The sequence below is a fragment of the Kaistella sp. SH40-3 genome, assembly GCF_030686865.1.
Classification (GTDB): domain Bacteria; phylum Bacteroidota; class Bacteroidia; order Flavobacteriales; family Weeksellaceae; genus Kaistella.
In genome coordinates, this window is record NZ_JAQYUS010000003.1 from 195,703 (window position 1) to 214,799 (window position 19,097).

At 35.9% G+C, this 19,097-nt stretch carries 17 protein-coding genes; 7 read left to right on the top strand and 10 right to left on the bottom strand.

Annotated elements, in window-relative coordinates:
- Positions 1-216: 216 nt before the first annotated feature.
- Together PUH65_RS06800 and PUH65_RS06805 are read right to left on the bottom strand one after the other, a co-directional pair.
- Positions 217-2,298, bottom strand: coding sequence for a M13 family metallopeptidase (locus tag PUH65_RS06800; RefSeq protein ID WP_305519109.1), 2,082 nt, complete (start codon positions 2,296-2,298; stop codon positions 217-219).
- A 95-nt stretch (positions 2,299-2,393) separates the two neighbouring features.
- Complete coding sequence (locus PUH65_RS06805) at positions 2,394-3,050, bottom strand: head GIN domain-containing protein (RefSeq protein WP_305519110.1); 657 nt, start codon at positions 3,048-3,050, stop codon at positions 2,394-2,396.
- A gap of 192 nt (positions 3,051-3,242) precedes the next feature.
- On the opposite strand from PUH65_RS06805, the gene PUH65_RS06810 reads away from it, so the two are divergent.
- The 4 genes from PUH65_RS06810 (at position 3,243) to pdeM (ending at position 9,107) form a co-directional block, all read left to right on the top strand.
- Positions 3,243-4,262: a ligase-associated DNA damage response exonuclease gene (locus tag PUH65_RS06810; protein WP_305519111.1), complete on the top strand. Its 1,020-nt coding sequence runs from the start codon at positions 3,243-3,245 to the stop codon at positions 4,260-4,262.
- Positions 4,263-5,843, top strand: coding sequence for an ATP-dependent DNA ligase (locus PUH65_RS06815; protein WP_305519112.1), 1,581 nt, complete (start codon positions 4,263-4,265; stop codon positions 5,841-5,843).
- A gap of 169 nt (positions 5,844-6,012) precedes the next feature.
- Entirely contained in the window at positions 6,013-8,466 is a 2,454-nt protein-coding gene (locus PUH65_RS06820) for a ligase-associated DNA damage response DEXH box helicase (protein WP_305519113.1), read from the top strand.
- Entirely contained in the window at positions 8,463-9,107 is a 645-nt protein-coding gene (gene pdeM / locus PUH65_RS06825; RefSeq protein WP_305519115.1) for a ligase-associated DNA damage response endonuclease PdeM, read from the top strand. Before PUH65_RS06820 ends, pdeM begins: the two co-directional genes overlap by 4 nt.
- A gap of 4 nt (positions 9,108-9,111) precedes the next feature.
- Here the strand turns inward: pdeM and PUH65_RS06830 are convergent, their stop codons facing one another.
- Together PUH65_RS06830 and PUH65_RS06835 are read right to left on the bottom strand one after the other, a co-directional pair.
- Positions 9,112-10,365 carry a CinA family nicotinamide mononucleotide deamidase-related protein gene (locus PUH65_RS06830; RefSeq protein ID WP_305519117.1) on the bottom strand — a complete coding sequence of 418 codons (1,254 nt, stop codon included), beginning with the start codon at positions 10,363-10,365 and terminating at the stop codon, positions 9,112-9,114.
- 186 nt (positions 10,366-10,551) lie between these two features.
- Positions 10,552-11,094 (bottom strand): lipocalin family protein, encoded by a 543-nt coding sequence (locus PUH65_RS06835; protein ID WP_305519118.1) that lies wholly within the window; start codon positions 11,092-11,094, stop codon positions 10,552-10,554.
- A gap of 259 nt (positions 11,095-11,353) precedes the next feature.
- Here PUH65_RS06835 and PUH65_RS06840 point away from each other — a divergent pair, with 259 nt between their 5' ends.
- Entirely contained in the window at positions 11,354-11,860 is a 507-nt protein-coding gene (locus PUH65_RS06840; RefSeq protein WP_305519119.1) for a pyridoxamine 5'-phosphate oxidase family protein, read from the top strand.
- 26 nt (positions 11,861-11,886) lie between these two features.
- The gene (locus PUH65_RS06845) at positions 11,887-12,363 is read left to right on the top strand and encodes a Dps family protein (RefSeq protein ID WP_305519120.1); all 477 of its coding nucleotides are present in this window, start codon (positions 11,887-11,889) and stop codon (positions 12,361-12,363) included.
- A 76-nt stretch (positions 12,364-12,439) separates the two neighbouring features.
- Here the strand turns inward: PUH65_RS06845 and PUH65_RS06850 are convergent, their stop codons facing one another.
- The 4 genes from PUH65_RS06850 to PUH65_RS06865 all read right to left on the bottom strand — a co-directional run bounded on the left by PUH65_RS06850 (position 12,440) and on the right by PUH65_RS06865 (position 16,528).
- Positions 12,440-13,729 (bottom strand): T9SS type A sorting domain-containing protein, encoded by a 1,290-nt coding sequence (locus tag PUH65_RS06850; RefSeq protein ID WP_305519121.1) that lies wholly within the window; start codon positions 13,727-13,729, stop codon positions 12,440-12,442.
- Positions 13,730-14,052: 323 nt separating this feature from the next.
- A complete protein-coding gene (locus tag PUH65_RS06855) occupies positions 14,053-14,889 on the bottom strand; it encodes a dienelactone hydrolase family protein (RefSeq protein ID WP_305519122.1) in 837 nt (278 codons plus the stop codon).
- Between the two features lie 97 nt (positions 14,890-14,986).
- Positions 14,987-15,853, bottom strand: a complete 867-nt coding sequence (gene lipA / locus PUH65_RS06860) for a lipoyl synthase (protein ID WP_305519124.1) — start codon at positions 15,851-15,853, stop codon at positions 14,987-14,989.
- Between the two features lie 117 nt (positions 15,854-15,970).
- Complete coding sequence (locus PUH65_RS06865; RefSeq protein WP_305519126.1) at positions 15,971-16,528, bottom strand: RNA polymerase sigma factor; 558 nt, start codon at positions 16,526-16,528, stop codon at positions 15,971-15,973.
- A 125-nt stretch (positions 16,529-16,653) separates the two neighbouring features.
- Here PUH65_RS06865 and PUH65_RS06870 point away from each other — a divergent pair, with 125 nt between their 5' ends.
- Positions 16,654-16,953, top strand: a complete 300-nt coding sequence (locus tag PUH65_RS06870) for a hypothetical protein (RefSeq protein WP_305519128.1) — start codon at positions 16,654-16,656, stop codon at positions 16,951-16,953.
- A gap of 51 nt (positions 16,954-17,004) precedes the next feature.
- Here PUH65_RS06870 and PUH65_RS06875 read toward each other — a convergent pair whose 3' ends face one another.
- Entirely contained in the window at positions 17,005-18,384 is a 1,380-nt protein-coding gene (locus PUH65_RS06875) for a hypothetical protein (protein WP_305519130.1), read from the bottom strand.
- A 17-nt stretch (positions 18,385-18,401) separates the two neighbouring features.
- Entirely contained in the window at positions 18,402-19,016 is a 615-nt protein-coding gene (locus PUH65_RS06880) for a hypothetical protein (RefSeq protein ID WP_305519132.1), read from the bottom strand.
- Between the last annotated feature and the right edge of the window lie 81 nt (positions 19,017-19,097).

The window sequence follows — 19,097 nt, forward strand, 5'->3', positions numbered from 1 at the left end:
TATTTATTGTACACAAGTACCTTTATTCCTCAATTTCTTATTGCGTAAGGGATTGAAGCGGCATCCTTTTTTTGAAATGGCCATTGCGCCGGCAAAAAAAAAGATATAGCGGAAAGCCCGACCCAAGCGTTGGCTAAAGCACTGGCAAGGGTTACGCTCAAAAAAAAATCACCCAAAATAAATTGGGTGACTATTTAGATATCACTCCAAATTTATTTACCAGATAATAACTCTGTCTTCCGGTTTTTTATACAACTTGTCTCCTTCTTTCACATCGAACGCTTTGTAGAAAGCATCAGTGTTGATGAGTGGTCCGAACGCTCGGTACAAACCTGGTGAATGTTCGTCGGTTTTAACTTGATTCAATAAAGCGGCTTCTTTTTGAAGGGTTCTCCAAACGGTTGCCCAACTAAGGAAGAATCGCTGATCTTGCGTATAACCACTAATTTTCCCCGGATTTCCGTGGTCTTTCAAATACATTTGAAGAGCATCATAAGCGATATTAACTCCACCTAAATCAGCGATATTTTCTCCATTGGTAAAGGTTCCATTTACGAAAGTTCCTTTCACAGGTTCATATTTGTCGTATTGTGCAGCAAGCGCTTTCGTGGCTTTTTCGAAATTGGCTTTATCTTCTGGCGTCCACCAATCTACCAAGTTTCCATCGGCATCAAACTGTGCTCCGGAATCATCAAAACCATGCGTCATTTCGTGACCAATTACGGCACCGATTCCACCGAAATTAATGGCGGCATCTGCATTTGGATTAAAGAAAGGCGGCTGTAAAATCGCGGCTGGGAAGACGATCTCATTGTTTACCGGATTGTAATAAGCGTTCACGGTTTGTGGCGTCATTCCCCATTCTGTACGGTCAACTGGTTTTCCAACTTTCTCCAATTCTTTACTGTATTGCCAAGCCGTTACTTTTTGAAGATTTTTGTATAATGTTCCGCCGTCTTCTTTCGAATCTACCGCCAATTGTGAATAATCTTTCCACTTGTCCGGATACGCAACTTTTACGGTAAACTTGTTCAGTTTATTTAAGGCTTTTTCTTTGGTAACAGGCGACATCCAGGTTAAATTATTGATGTGCTGACCGAAACTTTTTTTCAAATAACCGATCAATTCCACCATTTGATTTTTTGCTTCTGCCGGGAAATATTTCTCAACATATAATTTTCCAAAGGCTTCACCTAAAGTTCCATTGATCAACTCAAATCCCCTTTTGTCCTGCGCTCTCTGAACATCTTGCCCTCTTAAATATTTACCATAAAAACCAAATTTCATATCATCTAAATCTTTCGACAGATAACTAGCGTTTCCGGAAAGAAGATTAAATTTCATATAATCTTTAATCAAAGGAAGATTTTTCGCATTGATGAATTTATCTAAATTCTGATAATATTTTAACTCTCCAATAATTGCAACATCAGTATTAACACCAACTGACGTCAGATATTTCGGCAAGTTGATATTCTTAACCATCTTAGAAAGTTCCGGCATTGTTCGCGGATTGTACTGTAAAGTAGCATCACGAATCTGCTCATTTGTTAGGTAAGTCTGCGCAATGCTTTTCTCAAAATTGACAATATTTTGCGCAGTTGCCATTGAATTTTTATAGCCCAAAACATTCAACATCGAAGCGACATATTCTGTATATTTTGCTAATGTTTCGGTGTTTTTCGGATTTGTTTTTTGGTAATAATCTCTACCCAAACCAAGACTTGCATCTCCAAGATAGATCGCATTCATTTTTGAATTTTTCAGATCTGAAAACACTCCCCAGGAATAGAACGGATTCTCACCATTTTTGGTGGCTTCATCTAAATAATTTTGCAAATCAGTCAACGATTTAATTCCATCAATTTTGGCTAAATCAGATTTAATTGGAGAGATTCCATCAGCATTTCTTTTGCTCATATCCATGTACGTCGCGTACAAATCTTGGATTTTCTTGCCTTCACTTCCCGGTGCAAATTGATCATTCAATAAAGAATGTAGAATCGTCATCGAATTATTATCTGTGTCTTCAGCCAGTTTATTGAAAGAACCCCAAGTTGATTTATCAGCCGGGATTTTTGCGGTTTTCATCCAAGATCCATTCACGAAATTATAAAAATCATCTTGCGGACGAACTGATTTATCAAAGGTTGTGAAATCTAATCCTTTTTCTGGAGTTTCTTTTACAGCTTCCACAGGCGCAACAGTTGGTTCTGATGAAGTTACCACTTTTGAGGCGCAAGAATTAAGAGCGACAATTCCAGCAAATGCGAGGATGCCAATGTTTATATTTTTCATTAAGAAGTACTTTATTATTTAGTCTTAACTTTTTTTTATTTGTTACATCTTTACACAATTAAAAAAGCCATTCTTAGCGAATGACTTTCAGTGATTTATTTAAAGGTGATTTTTCCACCAATTACATTTTTAAATTTTCGATCATCTGGATCACCATAAACATCTATATTTCCGCCCGCTCTGGTCGTTGCATCTACCCATTCAGTTGCAAATACTTCTGCAATTCCACCAGCATTTGCGGTAACCGTTGCACTTTGGGCATCTAATTTTTTACCGTAAAATTTACCACCAGAATTCACGATGATATCTTGATTATCTGCTTTCCCGGTTAGGTTAATTTCGCCACCGGAATTGGTTTTAACATTTAGTTTTCCAGTGTTAATTCCCAAATCTATTTTTGAACCTTCATTGGCCGTTAAACTCAACATTTTTGCTTTTACAGTTCCGCTAGAACTAATTGAAGAACCTTGACTCGCCTGTAAATTATTCAAACTTTGATAATATACTTTTACAGAAGGCGGAGTTCCCGGTAACATTCTTGCAGGTGCCATTCTGATTTTCAATTCCCCATTTTTATTGACGGTTTCTACGTCATCAGTTTCGGCCTCAAATTTATTTTCATTCGATGGAATAAGCTCCACGATAATTTTATCATACACTTTCAGTGATGAAAACTCTCCCACATTTCTAGTTACCTGACCAAATGAATATTGCATCACAATCATCATTAAACCTACTACTATTTTTTTCATAATTTTAAATTTAGTTAAGTAAAGATAACGATTCTAACTCTTTTTTATTTTGAAATCATCCTTTTTTTAGAGAATGAAAGTTTCAACGATTTAACCGATTTTTAAGAATAGCAATATAAATCAAGATAGAAAGGTGTAGTTTTTGAATATGCTTAAATTATCTTTTCTTAAAATTCATTTTCTCCACTTTTTATGAAATCAAAAACATTCATCAAATTAACCGACAAAGGAATTTACTGCATTCCGGGGAAATTTTATATCGATCCGTGGAAACCTGTTGACCTTGCTGTGATTTCTCATGGACACGGTGATCATGCACGTTGGGGAATGAAAAAATATTTATGTCACCATTTTACCAAACCTATTTTACAACATAGAATCGGTCCAGACATTGAGATTCAAACCATTGGTTATGGCGAAGAAATCAATATTAATGGAGTAAAAGTTTCCATGTTTCCTGCCGGACATATTATAGGATCTGCCCAGATTAGAATGGAATACAAAGGATATGTCATCGTGTTTTCCGGCGATTACAAAACAGATGACGACGGTTTATCAACGCCTTTTGATTTGGTGAAATGTAATGAATTTATCACAGAAAGTACGTTTGGACTTCCGATCTATCACTGGTTAAAGCCTCAGGAAAATGCAGAATTAATGCAGACTTGGGTTCAACAGAATAAAGATAATGGAAAAACCTCAGTCTTCATCGGCTACTCTTTAGGAAAAGCCCAAAGAATTATGAAGTCAATCGAAGGAAGTGGAAAAATTTTCGTCCACCGCTCTATCGGAAAACTTAACGAAGGAATGGAATCCGTCGGAATTGATTTACCAGAATACGAAACACTGGATTTTCAGGAGAGTGTAAAACACGCTGATGGTGAAATCGTGATTTTACCGCCCGCTTTATTTGATTCCAACATTATTAAAAAAATCCCAAACCGTGCGACGGCAATTTGTTCCGGTTGGATGCAGGTCCGTGGTTCGCGACGCTGGCGGTCTGCAGATGCAGGTTTCGCTATTTCCGATCATGCCGATTGGACTGGATTAATCGAAACTGTAAAAGCGACCGAAGCAGAAAAAGTCTACGTGACTCATGGACAAACTGCTGTCTTTTCAAAATATTTAAATGAAATTGGAATCAACGCCGTCGAATTAAAAACCATTTTTGGCGACGAAGAAAGCAATGAAAAAGAATTGATAGAAGATTAAATGAAAGATTTTGCCCAACTCATCAATGCGCTCGACAGCACAAATAAAACCACCGCGAAAGTAGAGGCAATGGTTTCCTATTTGCAAACAGCAGAAGCCAACGATAAGTTGTGGTTTTTGGCTTTGTTTACAGGGAAACGTCCGAAAAGACCCGTGAATACAAATCTGTTAAAACAATGGGCTTTAGAAATTACGCAACTTCCGGAATGGCTTTTTATTGAATCCTACTCTTCCGTCGGCGATTTGGGCGAAACTTTATCACTGATTCTTCCCAATGCTGAAAATGAAATCGATAAATCTTTAACACAATGGATGACGGAACTCATTGCCTTGAAAGATCAAACCGATGAAGAAAAGAAAAAATATGTTTTGGAATCCTGGAACGGTTTAAATCATGTCGAACGTTTCATCTTTAATAAATTAATTGGCGGCAGTTTCCGTATTGGAGTTTCTAAAAAATTATTAATTAATGCTCTTGCTAAATTTTCCGGTGTTGATGGAAATATCCTGATGCATTCCATCATGGGAAAATGGAAAATAGAGGAAGAAAATTTTGATGATTTGATTCAGGGAACCAACATTAATCCAGATGAATCCAAACCTTATCCGTTTTGTCTTGCTTATCCTTTAGAGAAAGAAACGCACGATTTAGGCGACCGAAAAAACTGGCTGGCAGAATTTAAATGGGACGGTATCCGTGGACAGTTTATCAAACGAAATGACGAGATTTTCATTTGGTCTCGCGGAGAAGAATTGGTAACCGAACAGTTTCCTGAAATCGTTTCGGCTTTAAAAGAAATGGAAGGAAATTTTGCCATTGATGGAGAAATTCTCGTTGTTAAAGATGATAAAGTCCTTAATTTTAATGAACTGCAAAAACGTTTGAATCGGAAAACAATTCCAAAGAAAATGTTGGAAGAACTACCAGTTCATATTTTCGTGTACGATATTTTAGAACTGGAATTTGAAGATTTAAGAGAAAAACCTTTATCTGAAAGAAGATTGCTTTTAGAAAGTTTAATTGAAAATTGTCCCGTCGAAAGAATTAGAATTTCTGAAATCGTTCACGCGGAAACTTGGGAAGACTTAGCAGAAGTTCGGGAAAATTCCCGTGACAATAACTCCGAAGGTTTGATGCTGAAAGAACTCAATTCTCACTATCATGCCGGTCGAAAAAAAGGCGATTGGTGGAAATGGAAAGTCAGTCCGCTCACGATTGACGCCGTTTTAATTTATGCACAAAAAGGTTCCGGACGACGTAGTAATTATTACACCGATTATACTTTTGCCGTTAAAAACGAAGATAAATTAGTCACAATTGCAAAAGCATACTCCGGATTGACCGACAAGGAAATCATGGAAGTCAGCAAGTTTGTGAATAAAAATGCCATTGAAAAATTCGGTCCTGTTCGAACCGTGAAACCTGAACTTGTTTTTGAAATTGCTTTCGAAGGAATTGGTTTTAGCAGCCGACATAAAAGTGGCGTGGCTTTGAGATTCCCCCGGATTGTTAGGTGGCGTCGCGATAAAACTGTAGAAGAAATTGATGAACTCGACGAAATAAAAAAACTGATCACCTAATTTTTTAAACCACAAAGTCACAAAAGTTTATTTCTTCTAAATTAATCAAAATAGCAAAAAATAAGTTGCAAGAACCTTGTTAAAAGATAACTTCAATTATAATATTCATTCGTGAAATTCGTGCAATCACTTGTGTTATTAGTGTTTAAACCTATATTTAAAAATCTGAATGACCGAAAAATTTAAAAACTCCACAGGTTTCCAGATCATCAAAAAATGGATGGATGAAAAAGATCGGGAACCATTTGGTTTTCAGTCTGAAACCTGGTTTAAATTTTCCAACAATTATTCAGGAATGGTAATTGCTCCAACAGGTTTTGGTAAAACATTCTCCGTCTTTTTAGCGGTAGTCATCGATTATATGAATCATCCGGCGAATTACAAGACCGGAATGAAATTATTGTGGATTACACCACTTCGCGCTTTAGCAAAAGATATCGCAAAAGCAATGAGCGAGGCTTTGGAAGAAATTGGTTTGGATTGGGAAGTTGCAGTTCGAAATGGTGATACTTCTACCAAAGACAGAGCAAAGCAAACAAAGAAAATGCCTGATATTTTAATCATCACGCCCGAAAGTTTGCATTTACTTCTCGCTCAGAAACAACATCAAAAATTCTTTAAAAGTTTACAATGCATTGTTGTTGATGAATGGCATGAATTATTGAGTTCAAAACGTGGAGTGATGAGCGAACTCGCCGTATCAAGAATCTTTAGTTATCAGAAAAAGTTACGAATCTGGGGAATTACAGCAACCATCGGAAATTTAGAGGAAGCGATGAATGTTCTTATTCCTTATGACATCAAAAAAACAAAAGTTGTTGCGAAGGAAAAAAAGAAGATCGAAATCAAATCCGTCTTTCCGGATGATGTTGAAGTTCTTCCTTGGGCCGGACATTTGGGAACAAAACTCGCCGATAAGATTATTCCCATTATTTTAGAAAGTCAAACGACTTTGGTTTTTACGAATACGCGAAGTCAGGCGGAAATGTGGTATCAGGTTTTGCTGAATACGCATCCGGATTTTGCGGGACAAATCGCGATCCATCACAGTTCCGTCGATAAAGATATTCGAATCTGGATTGAAGAAAATTTATCTTCAGGTTATTTAAAAGCCGTTATTTCAACCTCATCTTTAGATTTGGGAGTTGATTTTAAACCGGTCGATACCGTGATTCAAATTGGTTCCAGCAAAGGAATTGCCAGATTTCTACAACGTGCCGGACGAAGTGGACACTCGCCTTTTGAAACTTCTAAAATATATTTCGTTCCCACGCATTCCTTAGAATTAATTGAAGTTGCTGCTTTAAAGGAAGCCGTAAAACAAAATAAGATTGAGCCGCGTGAACCTCTGGTTTTATGTTATGATGTTTTGCTGCAGTTTGTTTTGACTTTGGCTGTAGGCGATGGATTTGACGAAAAGCAAACCTACAAACAAATTACGTCAACTAATGCTTTTAGAGATTTATCTCCTGAAGAATGGAATTGGATTTTAACATTTATAACGGTCGGTGGAAAATTAAAAAACTACGAAGAATATCATAAGGTCGTTATTGAAAATGGCTTGTACAAAGTAACTTCCCGCCGAATTGCTATGTTGCATCGAATGAATATTGGTGCAATTGTCAGCGATTCGATGTTGAAAGTAAAATTCTTTTCGGGCGGTTATGTCGGAATGATTGAGGAGTATTTCATTTCGAAACTGAAGAAGAATAATAAGTTTATTTTGGCTGGACGAGTTTTGGAAGTTTCTCACGTTAAAGAAATGACTGTTTATGTTCGGAACTCTACCGGCAAAGGAATTGTACCGAGTTATTTGGGTGGAAGATTGCCTATGTCATCATACTTAAGCGTTTTTCTGAGACAGAAACTCTCTGAATCTTTGGATGCAAAATCCTCCGAAAAAGAACTGCAATTTTTACATCCACTTTTGATGAGTCAACAGGAAAACTCCCATATTCCCAGTGAAAATGAGTTTTTGGTCGAACGCATCAAAACGCGCGAAGGTCATCATTTATTTATGTATCCATTTGAGGGAAGATTAATCCATGAAGTGATGTCCGCCTTAATTGCCTATCGAATTTCGAGAATTTCCCCGATTTCTTTTTCGATTGCGATGAACGATTATGGTTTTGAATTATTTTCGAAACTGGAAATTCCTTTAACGGAGGAAAACATTCACGAGATTTTATCCAAAGAAAATCTAATTAGAGATGTGATGGCCTCCGTAAATTCAACTGAAATGGCCAGACGAAAGTTTCGCGATATCGCAGTCATTTCAGGAATGGTCATTCGGACTTATCCGGGACAGCAGAAAAACAATAAAAATTTGCAATCTTCATCAGGATTGATCTTTAATGTTTTGGAAGATTTTGATCCCGAAAACTTACTGTTAAAGCAAGCCTATTCTGAAGTGTTCTTTCAGCAAATTGATGAAGCGAGATTGGTGGAAGCCTTTAAGAGAATTCATGAAAGTGAAATTATTATTAAAAATTCAAATACCTTTACGCCCTTAAGTTTCCCGATTAAAGTGGACAGTTTACGTCAAAGTTTAAGCAGTGAAGATTTAAAAGCCCGAATTCTCCGCATGAAAATGGAAGCCATGAAAAAGAAAATGAAAAAATGACGTTGCAGACTTTAGAAAAATCCATCCAAAACCAAACACTCGTATTTACCAATCAGCGCGCTTTATTTTGGCAAGAACAAAAAGCAGTCATTATCAGCGATCTGCACATTGGAAAAACGGCCTATTTCCGTAAAAATGGAATTCCGATTCCGTCGGATATTTTAGAAAAGGATTTAACACGTTTATCAATTTTAATTGAAAATTTCTCCGCAGAACAATTATTAATTGTGGGCGATTTTTTACACGCTGGAAAAAATAAAGATTTCGAACTTTTCGAGGAGTGGCGTTCGAAGAATTCTAGTTTAAAAATTATTTTAATTAAAGGAAATCACGACATTCACAAAGCAGATTTCCTGAAGCATTTGGATATCACAATTGTTGATAATTCTTTGAAATTGGAACCTTTTACTTTTATCCATGAACCTCTAGATTCCGAAAATGATTTTTCGATTTCAGGACATCTTCATCCCGGCGTAACGGTGAAGTTGGAAAGAAGAAAAACGGTACGATTGCCATGTTTTAGAGTTTCTGACAATCAATTAATTCTTCCTGCTTTTAGTGAATTTACAGGTTTGGATACTAAGTCTTGCGAGAATCTTGAATGTATTGCTTTTACAGAGGATCTTATTTTTGAACTGTAAAATATTAATATTTTTCTTTTATTAAAATCTCCACCAAATCCTGTAAAACTCTTTGTGAAACGAAGTTTGCAAAATCATTTCTTTCAAAATGTGGAAGATGTAAACGATTGGTTTTCTCGAAATCATTAACTCGAATAGAATAAAAAGCCGCTCCAATTTCATTATTAAATTCATCGGAATTTGGGCCGGAAACGCCGGTTGTAGAAAGTGAGATATTGGTCTTGAATAATTTTTGAGCACCGAAACTCATTTCCTGTGCAACTTCTTCTGAAACCACTGTTTTCTCCTGAATTGTTTTTTCTGAAACGCCTAAGATTTCTATTTTCTTATGATAATCGTAAGCCACAATTCCGCCTAGGAAATAAGTTGAACTGCCCGATATTGAGGTTAGCAACCTCGATAATTCGCCGCCTGTACAACTTTCTGCCGTGGAAACGGTCAGTTTCTTTTCATCCAAAATTTCTTTTAAAATCTCTTCGATATTATCGCCGCTCCAGGAAATAACGTTGTCTCCGATTAGCGGTTTTAGTTTTTGAACTTCCCTATCTATTCTTTGCTCTAACTCTTTTTCACTTTTACCTTGAGCGGTGAGGCGTAATTTTATTCGGTTTCCGACGGGAAGATAAGACAGTGAAATATCTTCTGGTAAAGCCAGTTCCCAGGATTCGATTTGTTCTGACAATAAACTTTCAGGAATTCCGACCACGGAAATGGTCTGGGTTACGATGTGATTTAAACTGAACTTCTGGGCGAGAAAAGGAATGATCTTATCTTTAATTAAAGGTTTTACTTCGTATGGAACGCCAGGAAGTGATATTACAATCTTGCCATTTTCCTGAATCATCTGGCAAGGAGCGCTGCCGTTTTCGTTCTGGAAAATAAAGGCTTTGCTTAAAACTTCGGCCTGTGGTTTATTCAACTCTAATAAATGTCCTCGATTTCTTTTTTCGAAATATTTTCTAAGATGTTCGAAAGTATCCGGATCCAAAATGATTTCATCGTGGAAAAATTCTTTAAAAGCCGTTTTGGTTTTATCATCTTTGGTCGGTCCGAGTCCGCCCGTTGCAATGACTAGATCGCCTAATTTGAGGGCAGCATCCAGACTATCTTTAATACTTTCTATTTCATCTGAAACCGTAAAAATCTGAACCACAGGAATTCCGATTTTTTTGAGTTCTCCAGCAATAAAATTAGAATTGGTATCGACCGTATTTCCGGAAAGGATTTCGTCGCCGATGGTGATAAGGATTGCTTTCATATAAGAATTTAAGGATTTAAAAATACTGAATTTTATTCCGGAAAGTGAAATAAAATTCAGTATTTGTAAAGTTGCGCGAATTGCAGCCCGACTTGAACGGAAATCCTTTTTTTGGCGTTAGCAAATGCCGAGGCAAAAAAAGATTGGGAGTGGAAGGCGGAAATGTCTGCCCAATAAATTTAAATCTTATTTATCGTGTTCCACCCAAATCAATTGATCGGTGTTGTAACCAATACTTTTTGCTTTTGCTAAAAACCGCTGTTTGTATTCTGCAGGAATGGTTTTCTCACGGGAAAGAATCCAGAGATAGTCCAGATTATTACCTGCAATTAAAGCATATTTATAATCCTCATCAATATCGATAACGTTGTAACCTGCCCAAATCGGTTTGAAAAAAGAGACTTTTAATTCGCCAATATTTTCATTTTTTACTAATTTGGCTTCACCGATACTTTCCTTCCATTTATTTTTTATATAATCGTACCCTTTGTTATCCACCTTGATATTTCCGTTGTCTTTCTTGGAATAGGTGGCGGTGACGTTGTTCATGTTTTTCTCAAACCGGTAATCGAAGCGTGCGATTTCGTACCATTTACCCAGAAACTTTTGAGAATTAAAGTTTTGAACTGCTGATGCTCCTTTCGGAAGTCCAACGGAACAAGAACTTAACAAGGCAAGTCCGAAAATACCTACTGCCACAGGAATTGCTATTTTTTTTAAATTAGTCATGATTTATACTTTTTGATCACATTTGAAATAATCTGCTAATGAATATTTCAAATGTCCAAAATCAAAAACTACGCCGCAGTTTTAAATCCACAATAAATTGCCATAAAAATTACGAATTAATGTGATTTAAGAAAATTTTAACAATTTAAAATTTGTTTTAACGAATAATGGTTTGCTTTTTGAATCTACTTTAATACCAATGAAATTCGATTCTGTCAACTCTGACGAATCATTTCTTAACATTAAAAAATTCAAATTTATGTCAACCGAGAATTTAAGTCAAAAAGAAGCCATAGAAACTTTAAAGAAACTATCTGAAAGCGCAAGAATCTGTATGTTCTGTACAGATTTAGATACCATTCCGAACGCGTCGAGACCGATGAGCCTGAAAGAGACCGATGAAGAAGGAAATCTTTGGTTTTTGAGCAGCGAGCAAAGTCACAAAAATTTTGAAATAAAAGAAGACAACCGTGTTCAACTTTATTTTATGAACAACGGCAATTCTGAATATCTTTCCATTTTGGGGAAGGCATTTATATATAAAGACAAAAGTACCATTGAAGATAAATGGACGCCCATGGCAAATGCCTGGTTTGATGGAAAAGAGGATCCAAATGTTTCAGTGATTAGAGTGACTCCGGAGGAAACTTATTATTGGGAGCCAAAAGTCGGAAAGTTCGTATCGATGCTTCACTTTGCAACCGCAGCGATTACTGGACAGAAATCTGACAACGATGACGGAAGAGAAGGAAATTTACACATATAATATTAACACATTAAAAAATATAAAATATGAAACCAGACTTAGGAATAACACAGAAAAACTTAACCGCAGTACACAAAATTTTAAATTCAGTTTTGGCTGATGGAAATATTCTTTACATTAAATTAAGAAAATTCCACTGGAATTTATCGGGAGATAACTTTATGGAATTGCATCTTTTATTTGAAGATCAATACACTGCAGTAGCAGAAGCCGCTGATGAAGTTGCAGAAAGAATTGCGACCTTAGGTGGAACAGCAATTGGAACAACCTCTGAATTTGCGCAGGAATCTCAACTGAAAGAAACGCCGGGAAAAGTGCCGGATACTCAAGGTATGCTAAAAGAACTTGTTTCTGATCACGAAAGTATCGTGAAATCACTTCGTGAGAATTTAGATAAAGTGGAAGAAGATCATAAAGATGCAGGAACCGCAGATTTCTTAAACGGACTAATGCAAGAGCATGAAAAAATGGCTTGGAAACTGAGAAAATATTTTAAAAACTAAGACGTAACAAAAACAAAAAGTCCTTATCGAATACGATAGGGACTTTTTTACATTTAAAAAAAAACTCGAAAAAAACTTAGTTCTTCATGATTTTTACCGTTTGAACTCCTTTATCGGTTTTAACTTTAAGAATATAAATTCCTTTGGTTAGGGAAGTAAGATTAATCTTATCGTTAAAAATATTTTTTAACGTGAAGACCAATTGACCTGCTGTACTATAAACCTCTGCAGATTCTATCTTGTCTGAAGATTTAATGGTTACGAAATCGATTACCGGGTTTGGATAAACACTTATTTTGTTGATACTTTTTACCTCTTGAGAAGCTAAGACTCCCGGAAGTTTGATTAGAAATCCTTTCGCATCATTTTCTACAAAATTAGCACCGATACCACCGATGAATTTTCCGTCTGGTGAAATTCCTGTTGGGACTGAAAATACAATGTCTAAATCATTATATCCTAAACTGGTCACATAGTCGTTTAGATTTACTTTACCTCCTTCTTTGGTCCAGATAAAACCTTCTCCTAAAAGAATACTTTCCGTTGGATCAAAAGATAATCCAATAGCTACTTTACCATCGTCAGATAGCGCTGATACACTGGTAATATAATCCGGATTGTCGCTACTTAAGAAAATTGTACCTTCTGTTTGATTCCAGATATATCCTTCGCCAGTTTCATTTTTTATACCGACTACTGTTTTTCCATCTGCGCTTACAGCAACGGCAGCTCCAAGAATATTACCGTTATTATCTTTTAGCAATTGCTGAACACCATTGATCCAAATTGCACCCTGGCGAACACCATTTATTGCATCTTGCCAGCCTACCACAACCGATCCGTCTGCACTCACGGCATCAGCTCTGGAACTTCTGGTTGGTACCGTACTTCCCAACCCTGCAGTTGGAGCACCGTTTTTCCAGATTACTGCTTCTCCTTTTGAGGCAGAGGTCCAGGCAAATCCTACAAAATTTTTACCATCAGATGACATTCCCCAGGCGGAAGAAGTATCGATACCCGTAGAGAACCCTAAATAACCAAGAAATTGTAAGGACTGATCTGCTACTTTATATAATACCGCTTCCTCTTTATCTTGATTTGCAGGATTCGGAATCGACATAGAAATCACAGAACCATCCGCTGAAATATTACAATTTCCAGATACGCCATTTGCCCCAGCCTCCCCAATGATGGTTCCGCTGTTATTTTCTGACCACATAAAAAATGCACTTCCATAAACGTTACCAACAGCGACGCCCGTGTTCGAAATATCACTTACCTGAACATAACTACCAAGATCACTGACCTGCGCATTTGTCAAAGCAAGACTGCAAACTCCTAGTACTAAACTGTAAAACTTTTCCATATTAATTTATTTATTAATTATGAACAAATATAAATTATCAAGTTCTACAGGGAAAGATTTTGACTTGCTAAATTCACGAAAAACGATAATACTAAAACACTAATAACCAGCAGATTAAAAATGTGATAAATTTAATTCATTATGGTGACTGTTTCCGAAATAGTTACTAAATACAGGAAAAAAACTGTGACTTTTATAACTTATTTACATGATGAATGAAAAGAAATAGATTCTCTTTTTACCTATTTCCTGTCATTGTAGATTTCCACAAAAAAATCCCTTTCAATTTTGAAAGAGACTTCTATGATTTAATTAAAATATTTTTATTTGAAAATTTCGGAAAGAAAAGCTCTCATATCATTCCATGATTTTTCATCCGCTTCTTTGTTATAAGCTACTTTCATTTTAAATTTCTCCCCCATTGCAGTTGCCTCAGGATTGGTAAATGAATGCAGAGCATTTGGATAATCTATGAATTTATAATCAATTTTTGCTGAATCCATCTGCTTTTTGAAAGCTGCAATTTCTTCCGCCGGCACATAAGTATCTGCTGCTCCATTGCAAACTAGAATTTTTACGGCATTATTTTTTGGTTTCAAGCCAGTCATTAAATTTCCGTGAAAAGACACGACGCCTACTAATTCATCTTCAAGCCTTGCCATATTTAATGCTTGTGCTCCACCAAAACAATAGCCAATCACCGCGATTTTATCATAGTTTGCATTAGGATATTTCAAAAGTTGTGCTTTTGCTTTGTCGAACATTAATTTCGCATTGATGGGAACTTTGTAAAAATCTCCAGATAATTTAGCTGCCTCTTCGGGATTATCTACCGTTTTGCCTTCGCCATAATAATCAACTACCATTGCAAAATAACCCAGTTCAGCCAATTCCTTGGCTCTGTTTTTAGTATATTCGGTCACGCCCCACCATTCTGGCAAAACCATAACAACAGGTTTTACTTGATCCGCATCACCTTCATAAGCCACAAAAGATTGATGCGTTTTACCATCAATATCATAACTCACTTCTTCGGTCGTCATTTTTCCCGAAATGGTTTTCACAGAATTTAAATTAATAATATCGTCTGCTTTTTTTTCCTGGCAAGAGAAAGCAAAAAACAGAGCGCATAAAACGGTGGATATTTTAAGGATTTTCATAATTAAAGTTTAAGTTTTAAAGATAAGAATTATATGGTATAGAAATAAAAAAACGCAACGTTATCGCTGCGCTTAAGTCTATTTTAATAGTTTCGTTTTAATGAATATGCTTTTCAGCGTGGTAAGAACTTCTTACCAACGGTGAACTCTCTACATGACGGAACCCTAAACTTCTTGCAAAATCACCGAATTCATTAAATTCTTCTGGAGTAACGAATTTTTTCACTGGTAAATGTTTCTTCGTTGGTTGTAAATATTGTCCAATTGTGATTACATCTACGTTTGCATTTCTAATATCTTCAATGGTTTGAAAGACCTCTGCATTTTCCTCACCTAAACCAAGCATTAATCCGGTTTTGGTTCTTTTTTGTCCCGCTTCCTTTAAATAGGATAAAACTTCTAAACTTCTTTCGTATTTAGCTTGAATTCGAACTTCACGGGTCAGTCGTTTTACCGTTTCCATATTGTGAGAAATAACTTCCGGATGAACTTCTATCAGTCGGTCGATGTGTTTTGTAATTCCCTGAAAATCCGGAATCAAAGTTTCCATGGTCGTTCCAGGAGAAATACGGCGAACCGCATTTACCGTTTCTGCCCAGAGAATCGATCCCATATCTTTCAAATCATCTCTATCAACAGAAGTTAAAACGGCGTGTTTAATTTTCATCAATTTAATGGAACGTGCTACTTTTTCCGGTTCATCCCAATTCACATCGAGTGGCTTTCCTGTTTTCACACCACAAAAACCACAACTTCGGGTACATATATTTCCCAAAATCATAAAGGTTGCTGTTCCTTCGCCCCAACATTCGCCCATATTTGGACAACTTCCGCTTTGGCAAATCGTGTTAAGTTTGTATTTATCAACCAAGGTTCTGAGTTCTCGATAGTTCTTTCCGGTCGGAAGTTTTACGCGAATCCATTTTGGTTTTTGAATTACTGTATCAGTTGGTGTGTTGTTCATTATTAAAAATAAAAAGCAAATTTACAAATCTTTAGATTGGTTTCCTACCTTGAGATTGTTGTTCTTTAGAAAAAATTCTGAATCTAAAATATTAATCGTTTTTGTAAAATTGAAATATTAGTCTTCCAATTCTTTGTTTTTCAATAATTCAGCGAGAAGTTTTTTGGCTCTCATAATTCTAACCTTTGTATTAGACACGGTGATATTTAATTCTTCGGCAATCTCTTTAATGCTTTTTTCTTCAAAAAACCGAAGTTGAATAATGTCTTTGTAATTAGAATCTAAACTTTCTATAATGGCTAAAATCTGCTTTTGATCTTCTTCAGAAATAAGCAATTCTTCTGGAGAAAGTGCCAGGTGATTTTTGAATCCATCGAAATTATCGGTAGAATCTTCATTTTCACGGGATTTTTTTCGCCAATAATCAATAATCGTATTTTGAGCAATGGTAAGAATCCAGGTTTTAAACTGAAAGTTAGGATCAAACAAATCTAACTTGGCCAATACTTTGGAAAAAACAGAAACCGTGAGTTCATCGGCAACGTGTTCGTCCTGAACTTTCTTCATTACAAAACTAAAAACATCAACCCAAAATAAATTAATTAATTGAGTTTGTGCTTTTTGATTTTTATTTTTAGCAAATCCAATAAGGGTTAAGAGATCTTTACTTTTCATGAATTAACAAAGATAAGAATTTGTAGAATTAACTTTAGGTGAATCAGCGATAAATTAGTTTGATAAATTTACATTAAAACCTTAACTTGCAGGACTTAAGTTAACGGTATAAAATTAAGATAAAAATGGATAAAGCGAATAAGAAATATAAAAAGCAAGTTCTAAAATCATTAGAAGAATTGGCAAAAACAGAACATGTTTTATTAGAAACAATGACCAACTTAATGTTGTTGAAAGAATTAAAAGAGAATAAAATCGAATTCAAAAAAGGCGATACTTTTTCTTTTGAAGACAACATCTTTGATTACAGCGAAGATAAAAATGTGAGAAGAATTGCTAAACTTCGAAAAAAAATTATGAAAACGATGCAGAAATTAGTTGACAACAGCGATTTCAAGGATAAAGAAATTGAGTTTTTGGCTTAAAATATATTTTCAAAAAGATAACGGTTTCAATTATATTGAAACCGTTTTTATTTACTTCGTATAAGATGGAAGCATAGGATTGCTTATCACTGAACATTTCCGTGCGACAACTTCAGACTGCGCAACGTTATTGGTGAGGTCTGTGTCAGTAATTTCAGTAGTACTAACGGAAGATTTGCTAAACAATTTCTTATTCGTTTTTAATCCTTTAGAATTATAAAATCCAGTAACCGTGACAATTCCAGAACTATTTTTAGCAAGCCCTACCTCTCCACTGAATTGGTTGGTAACACTTGTACCAGGAAGGGTAGAATTAATAAATCCGGTAGTGGTGATGCCTGTAATTGTAAATTGACTATTTGTTAGTACGGCTTCATTTTCATCTACAATTCTATTTTTAAAATCTATTTTGGTCAATGCAGCTGCAGTATCATTGGTCACTTCCATATTGAAAACTACCTGTGTTTTTTTCTCTTTACAAACAAAAGAGGTATTTGCTCTGCTGTCAACGCGGATAAATCCAGGTGTTGTAAGAATCAAATTTCGTATTTCATGAAGATTAAATCCTCCACCAGTCGAAGCAGCAAATCCCAGTTTAAGAGAAGTTGGAAGTGGATAAGTCGTTCCGCTCATCGTGTAGGAAATAATATTAGTAAACAATGTCTGACCTTGCTTTCTCCATCTAATAGTAACAAGATAATCTGCCCCACTTTTGGAAATTTCTACCTGGACTCTTCTATAAAAAACTGAATTTGTAGGCCTGGTCGCGGTAGTTGTGTTATAATCAATTTCATCTCTCTTTCTAATTGCGGCATCTCCTCCAGTTCGATCTCCTAAATTTATACTTTTTAAAAAAGGGTTCGTAGTACCGGCAGTTGCAGTTGTTGGGCCACGCAATACGACAGCATTTGGGGAATATCCAGGTCCCCCAACTCGCCCTTCACTAGGGTTGGAAAAATTTCCATATTCGTCAAAACCAATTCCAATATATCCGCCTGACAGACCAGTGGGTGTTGTACCACTATTCGGCGAATACCCTAAAGATCCACCGTATCCTCCTAATTTAAAATTAGCTTCTGTAGTAGCACCATCAAAGAGGAAAACCGAGAAGCCATCTGCTCCATCGTATGTAGTATCAGCAATATTTCGCCATGTTTTATATTCAAAATCCGCAATAACACCTAATGAAGTCGGAAAACTTTGTTGAACATATAAATAACCCTTTTGATTAGTTTTAGCCTCAGTTAACCTTAAATAGCCTTGCCCATTAGGATCTGCTCCAGCAGCGGCAGTTAAATAGGCGTTATCACCAATTTTCAATCCTGTTGCATCATTAGTAGCAAATGTATTCGTAATGGTAAATTGCGCCTTGGTATTTTGCAACCCTATAACAAATAGGAAAGCAAATAATATTTGTTTTCTGTAATTCATTTTAATGGTGACCAAAATTATTTAACAACGAAAACAATATTCAAGAAAGTACCGTCATTCGCATTGGCTTTTACCGTGTAATTAACAACACCAGCATCGGTAATCGTGACTGGACCAAATACAGTTGCATCAAATGAGGTAATATAATATTCAAGATCCGTTCTACCCACTACCGGAATTTTTCCAGAAGCTGAAGTGTTTTTCGCTGCAGGACTAGTGAACTGATCATAATACAATTGGTATAGATCTTTACTAAAAGAACCTAATGTTGTCGTATCAAAGTAAACGGATGGCATATAGAAAAACTTCGGCATAGAAAGCCCAACCCATTTGGAAATACCACTATTATAATAATAAAAACCAGGAGTAGTTACATTTGAAGTTTTTGTACTGGTAGTAGTAACTGGAGCAGTAGCATAGACCACAGTTGAATTTTGATCTGCTGTATATAGTGCATCTTTCGCTTTTAACTCATCACCTGTCAAGCGCGGAGTAATTAAACCATCAGGTTGTGTAGTAATTGCAGATTTTGTAATGTGAAGATTGGCTTTTGGACTTTCGTTATTGATTCCAACTTGGCCATACATTAAACTCGTTCCGAATAATGCGAAAAGGATAATTTCTTTTGTCAATTTAATAATTTTTAATGAGCAAAAATACAAATTACTTTTAAAAGAAATTATATCCTTGACATTAAAAATAATAATTAAATA